Consider the following 17,085-nt stretch of genomic DNA (forward strand, 5'->3'; position numbering starts at 1 on the left):
CATGGAATGGAAAACAGTTTCCCTGGTCGCCGCGGGTTTCGCCGCACAGCGCGTCACCCAGACCGTGCTGGACGGGTTCTACGCCCGCTCCGGCTACCCGGTGCCCTACTACACCGGCCAGCTGTCGTTCAGCGCGAGCAAGCTCTCCGGGTGGTACACCGGGATGGAGCGCGACGGCACCCTCGACGTCTACTGGCAGACCCAGTTCGTCGACTTCGCCTTCATCGCCGCGACCGCGCTGTTCTTCACGGCGCTGCTGTTCGCCGTGGCGCGGGCCTTTCCGGCGGGCAGCGGGGGGCGCACGTTCGCCCGGCGGCTGATCTGGTTCGGACTGGCCGCGCCGCTGCTCGACGTACTGGAAAATCTGCTCTCGTTCGTGATGCTGCCGGACCCCGGTGCGATCTCACCGGTGGTGGCGCTGCTGTATTCCAGCGCGGCGGCGCTCAAGTTCGCCTGCTTCTTCGCGGTCTACCTGTGGGCGGCGGTGGGACTGACCACCGCGGCGGTCGTCCGGATCCGTGGCCGCCGGGCCGCCGCGACGGCTTGACAACATGCAGTCTGACGACTGCATAATGCAGGTCATGGCCGGTGACATGGACAAGGTGTTCAAGGCGCTCGCCGACCCGACCCGCCGCCGGCTGCTCGACAGCCTGCGCGGCGAGGGCGGCCAGACCCTGGGGCGGCTCTGCGCGGGCCTGGCCATGACCCGGCAGACGGTGACGCAGCACCTCGCCGTGCTGCACGAGGCAAACCTGATCAGTTCGGTCCGGCACGGCCGGGAGAAGTGGCACTACCTCAACCCGGTCCCCATCGATGAGGTGCGGCAGCGCTGGATCGCCCCGTTCGAGCAGCCCCGGCTACGGGCCCTCGACACGATCCGCCAGCACGCAGAGGAGGCCCACATGACCACGACAAAACCCGATTTTGTGTACGTGACCTACATCCACGCCACCCCCGACCAGGTCTGGCAGGCGCTCACCGACGCCGAGCTGACCGGCGCCTACTGGGGGCATCACAACGTCTCCGACTGGCAGCCCGGATCGCGGTGGGACCATCAGCGCACCGACGGCTCCGGCATCGCCGACGCCGGTGGTGTCGTGCTCGAGACGGCCCCGCCGCACCGGCTGGTCATGACGTTCGGCGACCCGGACGCCGGCGCCGACGCCTCGACGGTCACCTTCCTGATCGAGCCGCACCAGGACATCGTCCGGCTGACCGTCACGCACGTGGACCTCCCGAGCGCGGAGGACCTCGAGGCCGCCTCGGCCGGGTGGCCGGCGGTGCTGGCCAACCTGAAGTCGCTGCTGGAAACCGGACACGTGCTGCCGCAGGCACCGTGGGAGATGCACACCGACCTGCGGGCGGCCCGGCAGACCGGCCGGTGACAGCCGGGTTGGATCACGGGTGGCCGGGCATTCCCGGAGCATGACACCTTCGCGCGGGCCCGGCTCGCTGAGCCGGCACGCCCACCGCCGCACCCCGATCGACCCGTCGCTGCCGCACACGGTGGAGCACCCGGTGCACACCGTGGTGGTCGGCGGCGGGATCGCCGGGATGACCGCGGCCCTGCTGCTCGCCGAACGCGGTGTCGCGGTGACCCTGCTGGAACGCGACGACCGGCTCGGCGGCCGGCTCGCCGCGTGGCCCAAACAGCTGGCCGACGGCACCACCCAGATGGTCGGCCACGGGTTCCACGCGTTCTTCCGGCAGTACTACAACTGGCGGGGCATCCTGCGCCGGATCGATCCGACACTGTCGTTCCTGCGCCCGGCCGAGCACTATCCGGTGGTGTCGCGGGCCTGGCCGGACGAGGACTTCGGCGGCCTGCCGGGCCAGCCCCCGTGGAGCCTGCTCGCGCTGATCGCCCGCTCGCCCAGCCTGCGGATGCGGGAGATGCGCGACGTCGACGGGCCGACCGCGATGGCGCTGCTGCGGTACTCGCGGGAGCAGACGTACCGGGACTTCGACACCCTGCCGGCCGCGGAGTTCCTCGACCGGCTCGCCATGCCGGACCGGGCTCGCGCGCTGCTGTTCGACGTGTTCGCGCACTCGTTCTTCAACCCCGCGGCGCAGATGTCGGCCGCTGAGATGATCATGCAGTTCCACTTCTACTTCCTGCGCAACGCCGAAGGGCTGGACTTCGACGCTCCGGAGGACGACTACCAGAGCACGATCTGGACGCCGCTGTGCGAACGGTTGCAGGCGTTCGGCGGCGACATCCGTACCGGCGCCACCGTCGACCGGATCGAACCGGGCTGGACCGTCACGCTCACCGGCGGCGCCCGGATCCGCGCCGACCACGTCGTGCTGGCCACCGATCCGGCGTCGGCGCGGGACCTGGTCGCGGCGTCCCCCGACCTGGCCCGGCTGGCACCGCGCCTGGCGAGCGACATCGCGACGGTACGGACCACCGCACCGTACGCGGTCAGCCGGATCTGGACCGACCGCGACCTCGCGCCGCACCGCGCGGGGTTCAGCAGCGTCGCCCGGGAACCGCTGCTGGACTCGATCAGCCTGTTCCACCGGGTCGAACGAGGCTCGGCCCGGTGGGCGCGGAAGACCGGCGGCGCCGTCGTGGAACTGCACGCCTACGCCGCGGACGCCGGCATCGACGCGCCGACCGCGGCGCGCGACATGTGGTCGCAGCTCGCCGCGGTCTGGCCGGAGGCGCGCGGATTGCGGGCGGTCGACGGCGACACCCGGATCGGGTACGACGCGCCCGCGTTCGACGTCGGCAGCGACGCCACCCGCCCGGGCGTGACCACCGACGCCGACGGGTTGTTCCTGGCCGGCGACTGGGTCCGGATGCCGTTCCCGTGCGCGCTGATGGAACGCTCGGCCGCCTCGGCGGCGACGGCCGTCAACACGATCCTGCACCGGCACGGCGTGCGGCAGGCGCAGGTCTACTCGATCCCGCCGCGTGGCCTGCTGGCTCCTGCTCAGCGCACCTTCTCCGCGCGGAACTGCATCCGCGGCGTCGCGTAGAACTCCTGCGCCTGCACCAGCCGCAGCTCCCGCTCCCCGGAGGTGTAGGTGAGCTCGATCAGATCGAAGACGCTGGAGGCGGTGCGCTCCAGGGCCACCGCCGCGTCCTTGGTCGCCACGTAGTGCGCGGTGAACAGCGCGGCCGTCACGTCACCGGAGCCGTTCGCCTTGAACGGCAGGTGCGGGGTGCTCACCAGCCACGCGCCGGCGCCGTCCACGACCAGCATCTCGATCGTGCCCGGCGCCCGGTCCGGACGCTCCACACTGGTCACCAGCACGGTCGACGGGCCCATGGCGCGGGCCAGGTCGGCGGAGTCCAGCGTCGACGCGATGCTCGCCGGTTCGGTGCCGGTCAGGAACCCCAGCTCGAACTGGTTCGGCGTGATGATGTCGGCCACCGGCACCACCCGGTCGCGCAGCAGCACCGGGATCTCCGGCGCGACGAAACAACCGGACTTGGCGTTGCCCATCACCGGGTCGCACGCGTAGACCGCCGCCGGGTTCGTGGCCTTCACCCGGCGCACCGCGTCGACGATGACGTCCGCGATGCCCGCGCCGCCCTGATAGCCGGAGAGCACCGCGTCGACCTGCGGGAACACGCCGCGCTCCTCGACACCGAGCAGGATCTCGGCCACGTCCGCCGGCGGGAGCAGCGGGCCACGCCACGCGCCGTACCCGGTGTGGTTGGAGAAGGCCACCGTGGGGACCGGGACGACCTCGACACCGATGCGCTGCAGCGGGAACACGGCCGCGGAATTGCCGACATGACCGTGCGCGACCGACGACTGGATGGAGAGAACCTTCATCACCACAGCTTAGAGATCCACTTGCGGACCGCTTTCACACCGGCCGATTTTGTTTCGTACGACGGACGTTGTTTTTGCGCACTTTGTTTTGCGCGACGGACACAACGGCGGCACGGTGTCCGATTCAGCACAGACGATGGCCCTCTCACCCAGGCTGCTCGCCGAAGGAGAACTGGCCATGGCTGTCCCCGCTCCCCGCCGCCCGCTCCGGGCCTGGCGCTGCCCCGCTCTCACCCCCGCCCCGCGCCGGGCCGACTCCGGCGTCGCGGAACTCACCGGGCTGCCGGCCGCCGTCATCGCCGCCCATCACCTGATCGCCGCCGGCAACACCTACCCCGCGGCGACGCTGCTCGGCCGGTACCTCGACGCGCTCGACATCGCGTGGCTGCCCGACGACCCGATCCTGGTCGACGCGTTCACCCTCTATGCGACGCTGCGCCACGACGACCGGCAACTGGCCGCGGCCCGCTACGCCGAGCAGGCCAGCCGCCGGCTGCACACCGAGCTGCACCCCCGGCGCCTGGCAGCGGCTCGCGTGCTCGGGAACCTGCTGCACCGGCGGGGGCATTTCGACGAAGCCATCACCGTACGAAAAAGCATCCTGGACGCCCATCGGCAGCTCGACATCCCGCCCAGCACCGCCGAGGCCCACAGTGAACTCGCCGCCAGCCTGCACGCCGCCGGACACTGCGGCGAAGCCGTGCGCGCCGCCGACCGCGCCTGGCTCACCTGGCAGAACCACCCGGGCGACGACACGATCGGGCAGCCCATCCTGCGCGGCTACCTGCGGATGCTGAAGAGCTGCGGCCGCTTCGACGACCTGGCCGACCTGCTCTGCGAGATCAGCCTGGACCCCGCGGCGGCGGCGCTGGCCCTGTCGATGCGCAGCGGCGACGACACCGCCTACCTGGACCGGCACCAGCGGCAGGTGTGCGCGGGCCGCGAGTCCCTCCACGCATCGGAGCCGGGGCGGTCCCAGCCCCACCCGCGGTAGCGGCCCGTCCCGCCCTCTCGCGGGGCAGCGCCGGCCAGCGGGGCGGCGCCGACCGGTGGGCTGGCTGGCGCCGGCCGGTGACCGTGCCCGGCTGGCGCTGAGGGGTGTCTCGATACTCCCGAGAGACCTCTGAGCGCCAGCCCGTCACGCCCAGCTGGTGGTGAGGGGTGTCTCGACGCTCCCGAGAGACCCCTCAGCGCCAGCTGATCGGTCCCAGCTGGCGCCCACGGCCCCCTCAACACCCTCAAAACAACCCTCAGCACCAGCCCGGCTCCCGCAACTGACGCCGAGAGCCCACCCCGACGCCCCCCCCTCACCACCAGCCCCTCGAGCCCAGCTGGCACTGAGAGGTGTCTCGATACTCCCGAGAGACCCCTCACCACCAGCCCGTCACGCCCAGCTGGCACTGAGAGGTGTCTCGACGCTCCCGAGAGACCCCTCAGCGCCAGCTGATCGGTCCCAGCTGGCGCCCACGGCCCCCTCAACACCCTCGAAACAACCCTCAGCACCAGCCCGGCTCCCGCAGCTGGCGCTGAGGGTCACCTCAACACCCTCGAGGCAGCCCTGACCACCAGCCGATCGGGCCCGGCTGGTGGTCAGGGTCGTTTCACGCTCGGTTTGGCAGCCCTCAGCGCCAGCCGGCTTCCTGGCCTCACCCGGGGTCGGGAGCGGCGGGCTGGGGGCCAGTCGCGGGGGCACTTGTCTGGGGCCGGGCGATGCGGCGGGGCGGGGCGGGTTCGCAATGACAGATCGCGGACGCCGGCCGCCCCCAGATGGGCGGTGGGCGCACGCACTGTGGGATTGCGGATTGCCGCCGCCCCGGCGTAGGCAGCCATCGCGCGCATCGCCCATGATCGCGGGTTGTTGGCGCCCCTGGAACAGCCGCTTGCGGGCGCCGGAGCCCAGAATCGGCCAAACGCGGGGCACTGGTGCCCGTGCCCCCGCGATCGCGGATTCTCACCGCCCCAGCACCGGAAGCGGAAGCGGGTGGGTCGAGGCAGGGCCAATGGCGGGTGCGGACCGACCGCAGGTGCGGACCGACGGCGGGTGCGGCGTTCGGGCTTCACCGACGCGCCGGAGCGGCACTATCGCGCGTGGAAGGTGGCGCGGCCCTGACGCAGCAGGTGGGTGGCGTGGTCGGCGTGGGCGGTGTCGACCAGTACCGCGTACCGGTGAGGGTGGACCTTGATGGGCACCGCCCGGCGGCCGCGGGACAGGCCGTGACCCACCACGCGCAGGGCGCTGCCGGTCACCGCGCCGCCTACCGCCGCTGACACTGCCACCCTGGTGGGCTCGGCGGTCGCCTCGACGAGGTCGGTGGTTACCAGCAGGCCCAGCGTCAGCGCGCCGGCGGCCAGGCCCAGCGCGCCGCCGTGGACGAGCGCCGTGGACGAGGGCCATCGGGCGGCCGGGCGGGGGTGGGTGCGCAGGTCGCATCCGACGACGGTCGCCGACCGGGCCGGGATACCGCCCTCGGTCAGCTGCTGCACGGCCCGGTCGGCTGCCGCGAGGTCGCCGGCGGACGCGACGATCCGTTGCGAGCGGGCGCGGGGCGGGTTGCGGTGCCGAGTGGTGATGTTCGCGTCGCGCTGCCAGCCTGCGTTCTGATTCATGGGTAGCTCCTGACGACGAGCTCGGCGCGACGGGTGCACCCATCGTCGTGAGCGGCGATGTTCGTTCGTCCACGGAACGCTGACAGTTCGGTGACGGTCTCCGGCGGTTTCCACAGTGGGGCGTCGTCCACAGCCCGCCCACCGGGCCGCCCCGATCCGCACCACACTGACCAGCGGGGGCTGCCCCCAGGGAGGGTGGGATCTGCGCGGGACCCGGGTGGGATCCGCGTGGGATCTGCGCGGGATCTGCGTGGGCCTGGTCAGAGGCTCCAGCCGATCGATGAACTCCTCTTGACGAAACCATTGAGAGCGGTAACACTCTCGAAACACAAAGCGCGATCAGCCACAGCGATCGCACCCCGCTCCGGTGCACCCGTGAGCAGCTCCCCACACCCGCCCGTCCGGACCGTGACTCCTCACGGCCCGGACCCATCCGTACCCAAAATTGTTAGCGCTAACAACCAAGGAGGAGCATGTCGCAGTCAATCCGCCGGGTGCTGTCGCTGGTCACAGCAGCGCTGCTCGGCCTGTCCACCGCCCTCGTGGCCCGGCCCGGCCCCGCGCTCGCCGCACCCGGACCGACCTTCACCAACCCGGTCGTCGACGTGCCCAACAGTGCCGACCCGACGCTCACCTACTACAACGGCTTCTACTACTACGTCGCGACGACCTGGTCCGCCGACGTCGTGATGCGCCGCTCGGCGACGATCGCCGGCCTGCGCACCGCTACCGAGCAGGTCGTGGTGCGCACCGGCGGCACCACGATGTGGGCGCCGCACCTCGAAATGATCAACAACCGGTGGTACCTGTACTACTCGATCGAGCAGTCCGGCGGGGCCCGGCGCACGCACGTCGCGGAGAGCGCCGGCACCGACCCGCTCGGGCCGTACACCGTGCGCGGCATCCTCAACCTGATGCCGAACGGGGGCTGGGCGATCGACGCCGCGCCGCTAAAGCTCGGCACCGCGCTCTACATGACGTTCTCGGCGTTCCACGCCGACGGGCTGCAGTCGCTGTACATCGCGCCGATGTCCAACCCGTACACCGCGTCCGCGGTCGGCAGCCGGATCTCCGCGCCGACGCTGGCCTGGGAGACCCAGAACGGGGCGGTCAACGAGGGGTCGTTCCCGCTGCAGCGCAACGGGCGGACCTTCCTGACCTACTCGGCCAGCCACTGCAACGGGCCGAACTACAAGCTCGGGATGCTCGAGTACACCGGGACCAACCCGCTCGCGGCGAGCTCCTGGACCAAGGCGGCCGGTCCGATCTTCCAGCGCAACGACGCCGCCGGGGTGTTCGGGCCCGGGCACCACTCGTTCTTCACCTCACCGGACGGCACCGAGACCTGGATCGCGTACCACGCGAACTCGTCGGCGTCGCAGGGCTGCGGGACGACCCGGACCACCCGCGTACAAAAAATCTCCTGGAACGCCGACGGCACGCCGAACCTCGGCGTGCCGGTCTCGACCGCCACCGTGCTCGCCGCGCCGTCCGGTGAGACCGCGACCCCGGTCCGGATCCGCAACCAGCACAGCAATCTCTGCCTCGACGACTACAACTGGGTGACCACCCCCGGCGCCGAGATACGGCAGTGGACCTGCGGCACCGCCGCCGTGCAGGACTGGTACCTGGTGCCGGCCGCCGACGGGTACGTCACGATCAGCAACCGCAACAGCGGCCTATGCCTGGACGACAAGGACTGGGCCACCGCGCCGGGCTCGGTCGTGCAGCAGTGGACGTGCAACGGCCTGGCCGTGCAGCAGTGGAAGGTCACCGCGGTCGGCGACGGGTACGCCACCCTGCAGAACCGCACCAGCGGCCTGTGCCTGGACAACTACAACTTCGGCACCGCACCCGGCGCCGAGGTGCGGCAGTGGACCTGCTCCGGCAACAACGCGCAGCGCTGGGCGATCGCGTGAGGGCCCGGGCAGCGCTCGTGCTGGCGGCCGTCGTCGTACTGCTGGCGAGCTTCGTCCAGCCGGCGAGCGCGCAGTTCATCACGGTCGGCAACCCGGTCGTGCAGCAGCGGGCGGACACCGCGATCTACAAACACACCGACGGCTACTACTACATGACCGCGTCGGTGCCGGACTACAAGCGCGTGGAGCTCCGGCGCGCGACCACGCTGCAGGGGCTCGGGACGGCCACCACCGCGAACGCGTTCGTGGCCCCGTCCAGCGGAGCGTTGAGCGGCTGGATCTGGGCGCCGGACATCCGGTACTACGACGGCGCCTGGTACATGTACTTCTCGGCCTCGCCGAGCACCGCCACGTTCGCCCAGCGCCTCTACTGGATCCGCAACACCTGCGCGAACCCGATGACCTGCGCCTGGAGCGCGCCGCAGCGGTTCACCACCGGCTGGGAGTCGTTCCAGCTCGACGCGGCCTCGTTCGTGAACCGCGGCGTGCGGTACTTCGTCTGGGCGCAGGACAGCCCGGACACCACCTACAACAGCCACATGTACATCGCCCGGATGAACGGCGCCACCGGCATCACCGGGACGGTCACCGAGATCGCCCGGCCCACGTACAGCTGGGAGATGGAAGGTGTCGCCGGCGTGGTCGAGGGGCCGTCGCCGCTGGTGAAGAACGGCCGGGTCTACATCGCCTACTCCGCCTCGGCGACCGACTCGCGCTACAAACTCGGCCTGCTCTCCTCCTGGGACACCGCGGACCTGCTCGACCCGGCGTCCTGGTACAAGCATCCGAACCCGGTGTTCCAGACCGCGAACGGCGTCTACGGCCCGGGGCACGGCAGCTTCACGGTCGCCGAGGACAACACCACCGACGTGCTGGTCTACCACGCCCGGGACTACGCCACCCCGACACCGGACGCGCTGACCGACCCGAACCGGCACACCCGGATGCAGCAGCTCTACTGGCGCGAGAACGGTGACCCGTTCTTCGGACAACCCCTTCCCAACGGTACGACCAGGCCCGGCATCCGCGGCGCGCACAGCAACCGGTGCGTCGACAACTACAACCTCGACACCACCCCGGGCGCCCTGGTCCGGCTCTACGACTGCAACGGCAACACCGCCCAGGAGTGGGAGTTCAGCTACCGCGGGGTCAGCTGGTACGAGATCCGCAACCGCAACACCGGCACCTGCCTGACCGACCTGAACGCCAGCACCACGGCGAACGCCGACGTCGGCCTGACCGTGTGCACCAGCGCGGCCGCCCAGCAGTGGACCCTCCTGGACCAGGGCAGCGGCTGGTTCTCCCTGCGCAACGTCGCCGGCGCCATGTGCCTGGACAACTACGAGTGGAACGCGGCGAACGGGGCGCGACTGTCGCTCTACCCGTGCAACGGCACCGCGGCCCAGCGCTGGCGCCGCGGATAGACCGCAGCCGATAGGGTCGAGGGCATGACGTCAGCCGTTGCCGCCACTGCCTTCGACTCGCTGCGCCGCGACGCGGTGCCCGACCAGGAGGGGCTGCGCCGGGTCTACGACCTGCCCGGTGAGGCGGCCGTCCGCAAGCAGATGACCGCACTCACCGAGCAGACCCGGCGTCTGATCGCCTGCTCGTCGCTGATCCTGGTCGCCAGCGTGGACGCCGAGGGCAGCCTCGACGTCTCCCCGCGCGGCGGCCCCGCCGGGTTCGTCACCGTCCTGGACGACCGGACGGTGGCGATCCCGGACGCGACCGGCAACAAACGCCTCGACAGCCTGCAGAACGTCGTCGCCACCGGCCGGGCCGGGCTGCTGTTCGTCATCCCGGGCCGCAGCACGACGCTGCGGGTCAACGGCCGGGCCTGCGTCTCCACCCGCCCCGAGCTGCTGTCCCAGCTGACCGCCGTGGGCAAACCGCCGGCCAGCGCGCTCGTGGTGGGCATCGACGAGGTCTACCCGCACTGCCCGAAGGCGTTCCTGCGCGGCGCGGCCTGGAAGCCGGAGCAGTGGCTGCCCGCCGACGCCCAGCCGACCTCGGCCGAGGTGACCCTGGCCCAGCTGCGGATGCCGGACCTGACGATCGCCGCGATCGAGCAGAACGAGGCGGACGCGCTGAAGTACCGCTACGAGTGACCGCGCCGGCGTTCAGCCGACGTGAATACCGGGCCGCAGGTCCGGGTCCGGCTGTTGCTTGCGGATGATTTCTCGTACGACCGGAGCCGTGTCGCCGCGCCCGAGCAGGAAGTAGCGGAACATGTGCACCAGCGGACTGCCCTCGGCCCACGCGAAGTAGCAGTGCGGCTGCACCCCGGTGCTCTGCTGCAGCGCGAGCAGCACCGCCGCGATGGCGTTCGGACCGGCCGGCGCGCTGGCCCGCAGCACCCGGTACGGGGCGACCTCCACCCCGCGCACCTGCAGCGTGTCGCTGAAGTCCGAGGGGTCGACCACCTCGATCTCCAGGAACAGCACGTCGGCACTGCCCGGGACCGGGTTGTGGATGCGCTGCTCGCTCTCCTTCTCGGCGTACTCGGCGGCGTCACCGCGCTCGCGACGGTTCGCGATCAGGTTCAGCGCCCCGTCGAAGGCCAGCGAGTCGGTGACGAACTGGCGGGCGGCCGCGTCGAACTCGATCCGGTCGGCGCGCAGCTCGGTGGTCCGTGACACCCGGGAGATCAGCGACACGATCACGATGCCGGCGATGAACATCCCGGAGATCGCGATGCCGTCCGGCTTGCTGATCACGTTCTTGACCAGTGCGTACAGCAGCACCGCGGTGAGCGCCCCGAACCCGGCGGTGGCCAGGCGCCGGCCGGCACGCAGCACCGAGACGGTGACCGCGAACGCGCCGGAGACCATCATCGCCAGGATGCCGGTGGCGTACGCGCCGGCCTGGGCGTTGACGTCGGCGCCGAACCCGATGGTGATCGCCACGCAGATGACGGTGTAGACCAGCACGACCGGACGTACCGCCCGGCCCCACTCCGGCGCCATCCCGTAGCCGGGCAGGTAGCGGGGCACGATGTTGACCAGCCCGGCCATCGCGGACGCCCCGGCGAACCAGAGGATCAGGATGGTGCTGATGTCGTACGCGGTGCCGAACACCTCACCGAGCTGGTCGTGCGCGAGCCAGGCCAGCGCGCGTCCGTTGGCCGGGCCGCCCGGCTGGAACGCCGCGGCCGGGATCAGCACGGTGGTCACGAAGCTCGCCGCGAGCAGGTACACGCTCATGATCAGGGCGGCGACCGTGAGCAGCTTGCGGGTGTTGTGGATCCGCGAGCGCAGCCGCTGCTCGTCGTCGGCGCCGTCGACCTCGATCAGCGGCATCATGCTGACCCCGGTCTCGAAGCCGGACAGGCCCAGCACGAGCAGCGGGAACGCCAGCAGCGCCGGTTCGACAAGGCCGCCGAAGCCGCCACCGCCGGCGCTGAGCGCGCTGGTCCACGCGGAGAACGCCCCGGCCGTGGTGGCCACGTCGATCAGCCCGGCCACGACGGTCACCGCGTTCAGGATCAGGAACACCGCGACCAGCGGGATCGCGACGGTGACCGCCTCGCTGAAGCCGAGCAGGAACACCCCGCCGAGCAGGAGCAGCAGGGTCACGGTGATCAGGACCTCGTGGCCGTGCAGCACGCTCGGGAAGAACGGGTTCTCCACGATGTGCACCGACGCGTCGGCCGCCGACAGGGTGATCGTGATGATCCAGGAGGTGCAGACGAAGCCGAGCAGCACCAGCACGAAGAGCTTGCCGCGCCAGAACGGCAGCAGCTTCTCCAGCATCGCCACCGAGCCGGCGCCGTGCGGGCTCTCCTTCGCCACCCGCAGGTACATCGGCAGCATCCCGAGCAGGGTCAGCGCCACGATCAGCAGGGTGGCCAGCGGCGACACCGCGCCGGCCGCGAGCGCGGCGATCGCCGGCACGTACGCCAGGCTGGAGAAGTAGTCGACGCCGGTCAGGCACATCACCTTCCACCAGGCGTGCGGCTTCGCGTGGCTCTCCCCCGCCGCCGGTCCGGACGGCTGCACCTGGTGGCGCAGCAGCCACCGGGCCAGGCCGCCGCCGGCCTGTTCCTGCCGGGCGGGGCTGTCCACCACTGCCGGTAATGCGTACTCGTCCGTGGCGTCCACAACACTCTCTTCCTGCGGGGCTGTCCGTAGTTCGGTGCGTTGAGCACGGTACGACCCCACGGGTAGTGCCGGTCAGCCGGTACGCTCCTGCCGCCGCCACGCGACCTGCTGGATCAGCAGGGTGAGCACTCCGGCGACCACGATCGCCGCCATGTTGATCAGCAGTTGCAGGGCGGAGCCGACCGCCTCGTCGCGCACCCCGTAGGCGAGTGCGACCGCCGCGTTCGCCGCCGCCGGGATGGTGGTCACCGAGATCAGCACGCCGACCAGGGTGCCGGCCTTGGCCGAGGTCAGCGACAGGATGCCGGCCACCCCGCAGAGGAGGCCGACCACCCAGGACAGCGCGTCCGGGCGCCAGATGAAATCGGTCAGCGGCCGGTCGGCCAGCAGCATCGACTTGTCGACGAGACCGATAGCGGTCAGCAGCCACACCACCCCGATCGTGATCACCATCCCGATCGGGAAACCGACCCCGAGGGCCAGCACCGACCGGCGCACCAGCGGCGCGCGGCGTTTGACCAGCCCGACGCAGAGCGCGGCGAGCGGCCCGAACTCCGGCCCGACCACCATCGAGCCGACGATCAGGATCGGCTGGTCGAGCAGCACACCCAGCGCGGCGATCACCATCGCAATGATCATGAACGCGAGATACGACGCGGACAGCGCGGATTCCTCACCGGTCTGCTGCTCGATCTCATGCCACACCACCGCGTCCACGCCCAGCCCGGGCACCCGTCGCGCGGCCCGGTCGGCCGACGCCGACAGCGTCGTGTCGACCTTCTCGATCACGATCGCGCCGACCCGGTCCAGGCCGAGACCTCGCAAGCGGTCCAGCACGGCACTGGCACTTTCGCGTACGACGTCGAACTCGATCACGTCGCCGACCGGCTCGCGAGCCACCCCGGTCAGCACGATCACGTGCGTGACGCCGTCGTCACCGGCCAGCGCGTCCAGCGCCCGCTCGGTGAGCGCCTCAGGCGAGATCACCCGTACATGCAGCATTCTCGCCCCTCAGCTCACAGTGACCGCAAGTGTAGGGCGGCGGATTCTGCCACTGAGGGTTCCCGGGGTGTCCGGGCGGGGAGTACGGTGAGCCCAGGTGTGCCGGGAAGCCTGGTCGGCGGTCATCGTTCCATGTCGACCGAAGGGTTTCCCGATGTCTGCGCCTGCGCTGCGAGCTGTCGATCTGACGAAGCGATACGGTCGTCTGACCGCCCTGGACCGCCTGACCCTGGACGTGCGGCCGGGTGAGGTCTTCGGCTTCCTGGGGCCGAACGGGGCCGGCAAGTCCACCACCATCCGTCTGCTGCTGGGCCTGGCCCGGGCCACCGCGGGGCGTGCCGAGGTCTTCGGCGTCGACGCTGGCGACGTGGCCCGGGCGCATCGATCGCTGGCCTACGTTCCGGCCGACGTGGCGTTGTGGCCGCAGCTGACCGGCGCCGAGATCCTGCACCTGCAGGCGCGGACCGGCCCCGGCACCGATCTGCCCTACCGCGACGAGCTCGTCGAACGGTTCGGCCTCGACCTGTCGAAACCCGCCCGGACCTACTCGACCGGGAACCGGCAGAAGGTGGCGCTGGTCGCCGCGTTCGCCACCCGGGCGCCGCTGCTGGTGCTCGACGAACCCACCAGCGGCCTGGACCCGCTGATGGAACGCGAGTTCCGCACCGCCGTCGGGCAGGCCCGGCACCGTGGGCAGACCGTCTTCCTCAGCTCGCACCAGCTCGCCGAGGTCGAAGCCGTCTGCGACCGCGTCGGCATCCTGCGCGCCGGTCGGCTCGTCGAGGTCGCCACCATCGGCCGGCTCCGTGGCCTGCACCGATCCGAAGTCACCGTGTCCTACACGGGCCTCGCCCCGGTGCTGAGCACCGTTGCCGGCGTCGCATCGGTCGAGGCGGCCGGCGACGGGCAGCTGCGGTTCACCGTGACCGGGCCGCCGGCTCCCGCGCTGCGGGCGCTGGCCGACGCCGGTATCACTGCCCTTTCGGTACGCGAACCGAGCCTCGAGGAGATCTTCCTCGAGTACTACGGGACGCAGGCCGGGCGATGAGCACCGGAATCCTGCCGAGCCCGGTCACCGCGGGGCTCACCCTGCCGCCCGGGCCGGGCCGGGCGGTCACCGGTCTGGCCGTCCGGCAGATCCGCCGCGGCGGCCTCGTCGTCGCGGTCCTCATCACCGGCATGACCGCGCTGGTCTCTGCTACCTACGCCCAGGTGATGGCGGATCCGGCCGCCGCCGGCAGCCTCCAGGCACTCGCCGGGAACCCGGCCATCCGTACGCTGTTCGGCGCCCCGATCGGCCTCGACACCGCCGGTGGTTTCACCGTGTGGCGGGTCGGCACGTTCACCGCGGTGCTGCTCGGTGCCTGGGCGATCCTGGCGACCACCCGGATCACCCGCGGCGAGGAGGACACCGGCCGGTGGGACGTGCTGCTCGCCGGGCGTGTCCCGTTGCGCGACGCCGTCCTGCGGCACGTCACCGCCGTCATGATCGTCCCGGTGGGGACCGGCTGCCTGCTGGCCGGGGTGCTGATCGCCGCCGGGACGCCGCCCTCCGGCGCCGTGGTGCACGGTGCCGGCACCGGCCTGCTCGGCGTGGTGTTCGTCGCGGTGGCGGCGCTTGCCGCGCAGGTCTTTCCGGCCCGGTCACCGGCGACCGGAACGGCCGTCGCCGTGCTCGGCGTGACCCTGCTGCTCCGCATGATCGGCGACGGTGTCCCCGCACTCGGCTGGGTGCGCTGGCTGTCACCGTTCGGGCTGACCGCGTTGAGCGGACCCTTCGTACACAATCGGGGTCTTCCGCTCGTGATCCTGGCCGTCGCGGCAGCGGTGATCACGCTAGCGGCCCTGGCCGCCGCCGGCCGGCGAGAGATTCGCGGTGGTCTGGTTGCGCCGGCAACCGGTCGCCGGCCCAGGCTCGGACTGCTCGGCGGTGTGACGGTGTTCGCGGTCCGCCGGGTGCTGCGGCCGTTGACCGGCTGGGCGATCGGCATCGGCGCCTACTACCTGCTGATCGGACTGACCGCCGTGTCCGTTACCGGGTTCCTCGCCGACAACCCCGCGATGGCCGGCCAGGCTGCCGCGGCCGGTTTCGACGGGCTCGGCGCCGTCGCGGGCTTCGCCGCAGTCCTGTTCGCGATCCTCGCCATGCCGGTCGGCGGCTTCACTGCCGTGCGGATGGGCGCGTTCGTCGCGGCCGAGACCGACCGGCGGCTGACCCTGCTGACCGCCCAGCCGATCAGCCGGGCCAGGCTGCTCGGCGCGGAGATCGCGGTGACCATGGGCGCCGCGACCGTGCTGACCACGATCGCCGGGCTCGCCACCTGGTCCGGAGTGACGACGGTCGGCGGTGATCTCGGGCTCGGCGCGGCCCTGTCCGGGGTGTGGAACACGCTGCCGCTCGTCGGGCTCAGCCTCGGCGCCGCCGTGTTCGCCACCGGCTGGGCGCCGCGGTGGGTCAGTGTGATCGGCGCTGTGCCCACGACCGGAGGCTTTCTGTTGCTCGTCGTCGCCGAGAGCGTGGCGGCACCGGAGGGGATACGTGAGCTGTCGCCGTTCGCCCACCTCGCGGCGGTGCCGCTGACCGGCGTGGACTGGCCTGCCACCGCGGCGATGACGGGCCTGGCCGTGATCCTGACCGTGGCCGGGATCGCCGGTTACCGCAGACGGGACCTTCGGTCGTGAGCCGCTGAACCGCACGTGGCCGGCGAGGTGGTCGCCGGTGCGAGCCGAAGATCACTATCTCTCCACGCCACCGGGCCGGAACTGCCTGGCACAGGTAGGGTTGGCCCCGGTGCGCCGGGAAGTCTGGTCGGCAAGTTGCTGGACCGACCCCGAAAGTAGGCCTGCCCCGTGAGTGCTGTCCCCCGTGTCCTCGGCCGTGGCTCCTGGGCCGAGGCCCGCCGGATCGCCGACGTGCTGCGCAAAGAGACCATCGGCGGCGCGTTGCTGCTGGTCGGAACCCTGATCGCGCTGATCTGGGCGAACTCGCCGTGGGCGCACCACTACACGGCGATGACCGCGTTCACTGTCGGGCCGCACGCCCTGCACCTGGACCTTTCGCTGGCGACGTGGGCGGCCGACGGGCTGCTGGCGATCTTCTTCTTCGTGGCCGGGCTGGAGCTCAAACGCGAGTTCGTGGCCGGTGACCTGCGCGATCCACGCCGGGCCGCGGTGCCGGTCGCTGCCGCGGTCGGCGGCGTCCTGGTCCCCGCACTGATCTATACCCTGACCAACTGGGGCGGAGCGGTCGAGGGGTGGGCGATCCCGACCGCGACCGACATCGCGTTCGCCCTGGCCGTGCTCGCCGTGGTCGGCCGGAGCCTGCCCACCGCGATGCGCACGTTCCTGCTCACCCTGGCCGTGGTCGACGACCTGCTGGCCATCGTGATCATTGCGGTGTTCTACACCGCACACCTGTCGATCCTGCCGCTGCTGGCGGCGATGGTGCCCCTGGGGTTGTTCGCGGCGCTGGTGCAGCGCCGCGTGCGGTCGTGGTGGTTGCTGCTGCCGCTCGCGTTCGCGACCTGGGCACTCGTGCACGCGTCCGGAGTGCACGCCACCGTCGCCGGGGTCCTGCTCGGCTTCGCCGTCCCGGTGCTGCGGTCGCCGGGTTCGGGGACGGGACCGGGGTTGGCCGAGCACTTCGAGCACCGGTTCCGGCCGATC

General features: G+C 71.4%; 14 protein-coding genes. 10 read left to right on the forward strand and 4 right to left on the reverse strand.

Translation table 11 applies throughout. The features are described 5' to 3' along the window. Window position 1 precedes the first annotated feature (1 nt). The 3 genes from ADL15_RS24355 to ADL15_RS24365 are packed head-to-tail and all read left to right on the forward strand — an operon-like array spanning window position 2 to window position 2,985. Window positions 2–547 (forward strand): hypothetical protein, encoded by a 546-nt coding sequence (locus tag ADL15_RS24355; RefSeq protein ID WP_067695635.1) that lies wholly within the window; start codon window positions 2–4, stop codon window positions 545–547. Window positions 548–581: 34 nt separating this feature from the next. After that, a complete protein-coding gene (locus ADL15_RS24360) occupies window positions 582–1,385 on the forward strand; it encodes an ArsR/SmtB family transcription factor (protein ID WP_232344311.1) in 804 nt (267 codons plus the stop codon). A gap of 40 nt (window positions 1,386–1,425) precedes the next feature. After that, window positions 1,426–2,985 carry a hydroxysqualene dehydroxylase gene (locus ADL15_RS24365; protein ID WP_067695638.1) on the forward strand — a complete coding sequence of 520 codons (1,560 nt, stop codon included), beginning with the start codon at window positions 1,426–1,428 and terminating at the stop codon, window positions 2,983–2,985. Here the strand turns inward: ADL15_RS24365 and pdxY are convergent. Beyond that, the gene (gene pdxY, locus ADL15_RS24370) at window positions 2,940–3,791 is read right to left on the reverse strand and encodes a pyridoxal kinase PdxY (RefSeq protein WP_067695699.1); all 852 of its coding nucleotides are present in this window, start codon (window positions 3,789–3,791) and stop codon (window positions 2,940–2,942) included. The two genes, ADL15_RS24365 and pdxY, sit on opposite strands and share 46 nt — an antisense overlap. Before the next feature lie 178 nt (window positions 3,792–3,969). Here pdxY and ADL15_RS24375 point away from each other — a divergent pair, with 178 nt between their 5' ends. Continuing rightward, complete coding sequence (locus ADL15_RS24375; RefSeq protein ID WP_067695641.1) at window positions 3,970–4,785, forward strand: tetratricopeptide repeat protein; 816 nt, start codon at window positions 3,970–3,972, stop codon at window positions 4,783–4,785. 1,085 nt (window positions 4,786–5,870) lie between these two features. Here ADL15_RS24375 and ADL15_RS24380 read toward each other — a convergent pair. Beyond that, complete coding sequence (locus ADL15_RS24380; RefSeq protein WP_067695644.1) at window positions 5,871–6,398, reverse strand: hypothetical protein; 528 nt, start codon at window positions 6,396–6,398, stop codon at window positions 5,871–5,873. A 473-nt stretch (window positions 6,399–6,871) separates the two neighbouring features. Between ADL15_RS24380 and ADL15_RS24385 the strand changes: the two genes are divergently transcribed. From ADL15_RS24385 to ADL15_RS24395, 3 genes are read left to right on the forward strand one after another with little or no spacing between them, the layout of a single operon-like run. Beyond that, on the forward strand, window positions 6,872–8,317 hold the full coding sequence (locus ADL15_RS24385) for a family 43 glycosylhydrolase (RefSeq protein ID WP_067695647.1): 1,446 nt from the start codon (window positions 6,872–6,874) through the stop codon (window positions 8,315–8,317). Then, window positions 8,314–9,741, forward strand: coding sequence for a family 43 glycosylhydrolase (locus tag ADL15_RS24390; protein WP_232344312.1), 1,428 nt, complete (start codon window positions 8,314–8,316; stop codon window positions 9,739–9,741). The genes ADL15_RS24385 and ADL15_RS24390 overlap by 4 nt, the downstream gene beginning before the upstream one ends. A gap of 24 nt (window positions 9,742–9,765) precedes the next feature. Continuing rightward, a complete protein-coding gene (locus ADL15_RS24395; RefSeq protein ID WP_067695650.1) occupies window positions 9,766–10,425 on the forward strand; it encodes an MSMEG_1061 family FMN-dependent PPOX-type flavoprotein in 660 nt (219 codons plus the stop codon). Window positions 10,426–10,437: 12 nt separating this feature from the next. Here the strand turns inward: ADL15_RS24395 and ADL15_RS24400 are convergent, their stop codons facing one another. Together ADL15_RS24400 and ADL15_RS24405 are read right to left on the reverse strand one after the other, a co-directional pair. Beyond that, entirely contained in the window at window positions 10,438–12,417 is a 1,980-nt protein-coding gene (locus ADL15_RS24400; RefSeq protein ID WP_067695656.1) for an amino acid transporter, read from the reverse strand. Window positions 12,418–12,489: 72 nt separating this feature from the next. Continuing rightward, window positions 12,490–13,419, reverse strand: a complete 930-nt coding sequence (locus tag ADL15_RS24405; protein ID WP_067695659.1) for a DUF389 domain-containing protein — start codon at window positions 13,417–13,419, stop codon at window positions 12,490–12,492. Window positions 13,420–13,573: 154 nt separating this feature from the next. On the opposite strand from ADL15_RS24405, the gene ADL15_RS24410 reads away from it, so the two are divergent. From ADL15_RS24410 to ADL15_RS24420, 3 genes are all read left to right on the forward strand, one after another. Then, the gene (locus ADL15_RS24410) at window positions 13,574–14,467 is read left to right on the forward strand and encodes an ABC transporter ATP-binding protein (protein ID WP_083971684.1); all 894 of its coding nucleotides are present in this window, start codon (window positions 13,574–13,576) and stop codon (window positions 14,465–14,467) included. Continuing rightward, window positions 14,464–16,101, forward strand: coding sequence for an ABC transporter permease (locus tag ADL15_RS24415; RefSeq protein ID WP_067695664.1), 1,638 nt, complete (start codon window positions 14,464–14,466; stop codon window positions 16,099–16,101). Before ADL15_RS24410 ends, ADL15_RS24415 begins: the two co-directional genes overlap by 4 nt. 168 nt (window positions 16,102–16,269) lie before the next feature. Continuing rightward, window positions 16,270–17,085, forward strand: an 816-nt coding sequence (locus tag ADL15_RS24420; protein WP_198170996.1) for a Na+/H+ antiporter NhaA, incomplete at its 3' end; no start/stop codon positions are given.

This window comes from Actinoplanes awajinensis subsp. mycoplanecinus (assembly GCF_001509495.1).
GTDB lineage: Bacteria > Actinomycetota > Actinomycetes > Mycobacteriales > Micromonosporaceae > Actinoplanes > Actinoplanes palleronii.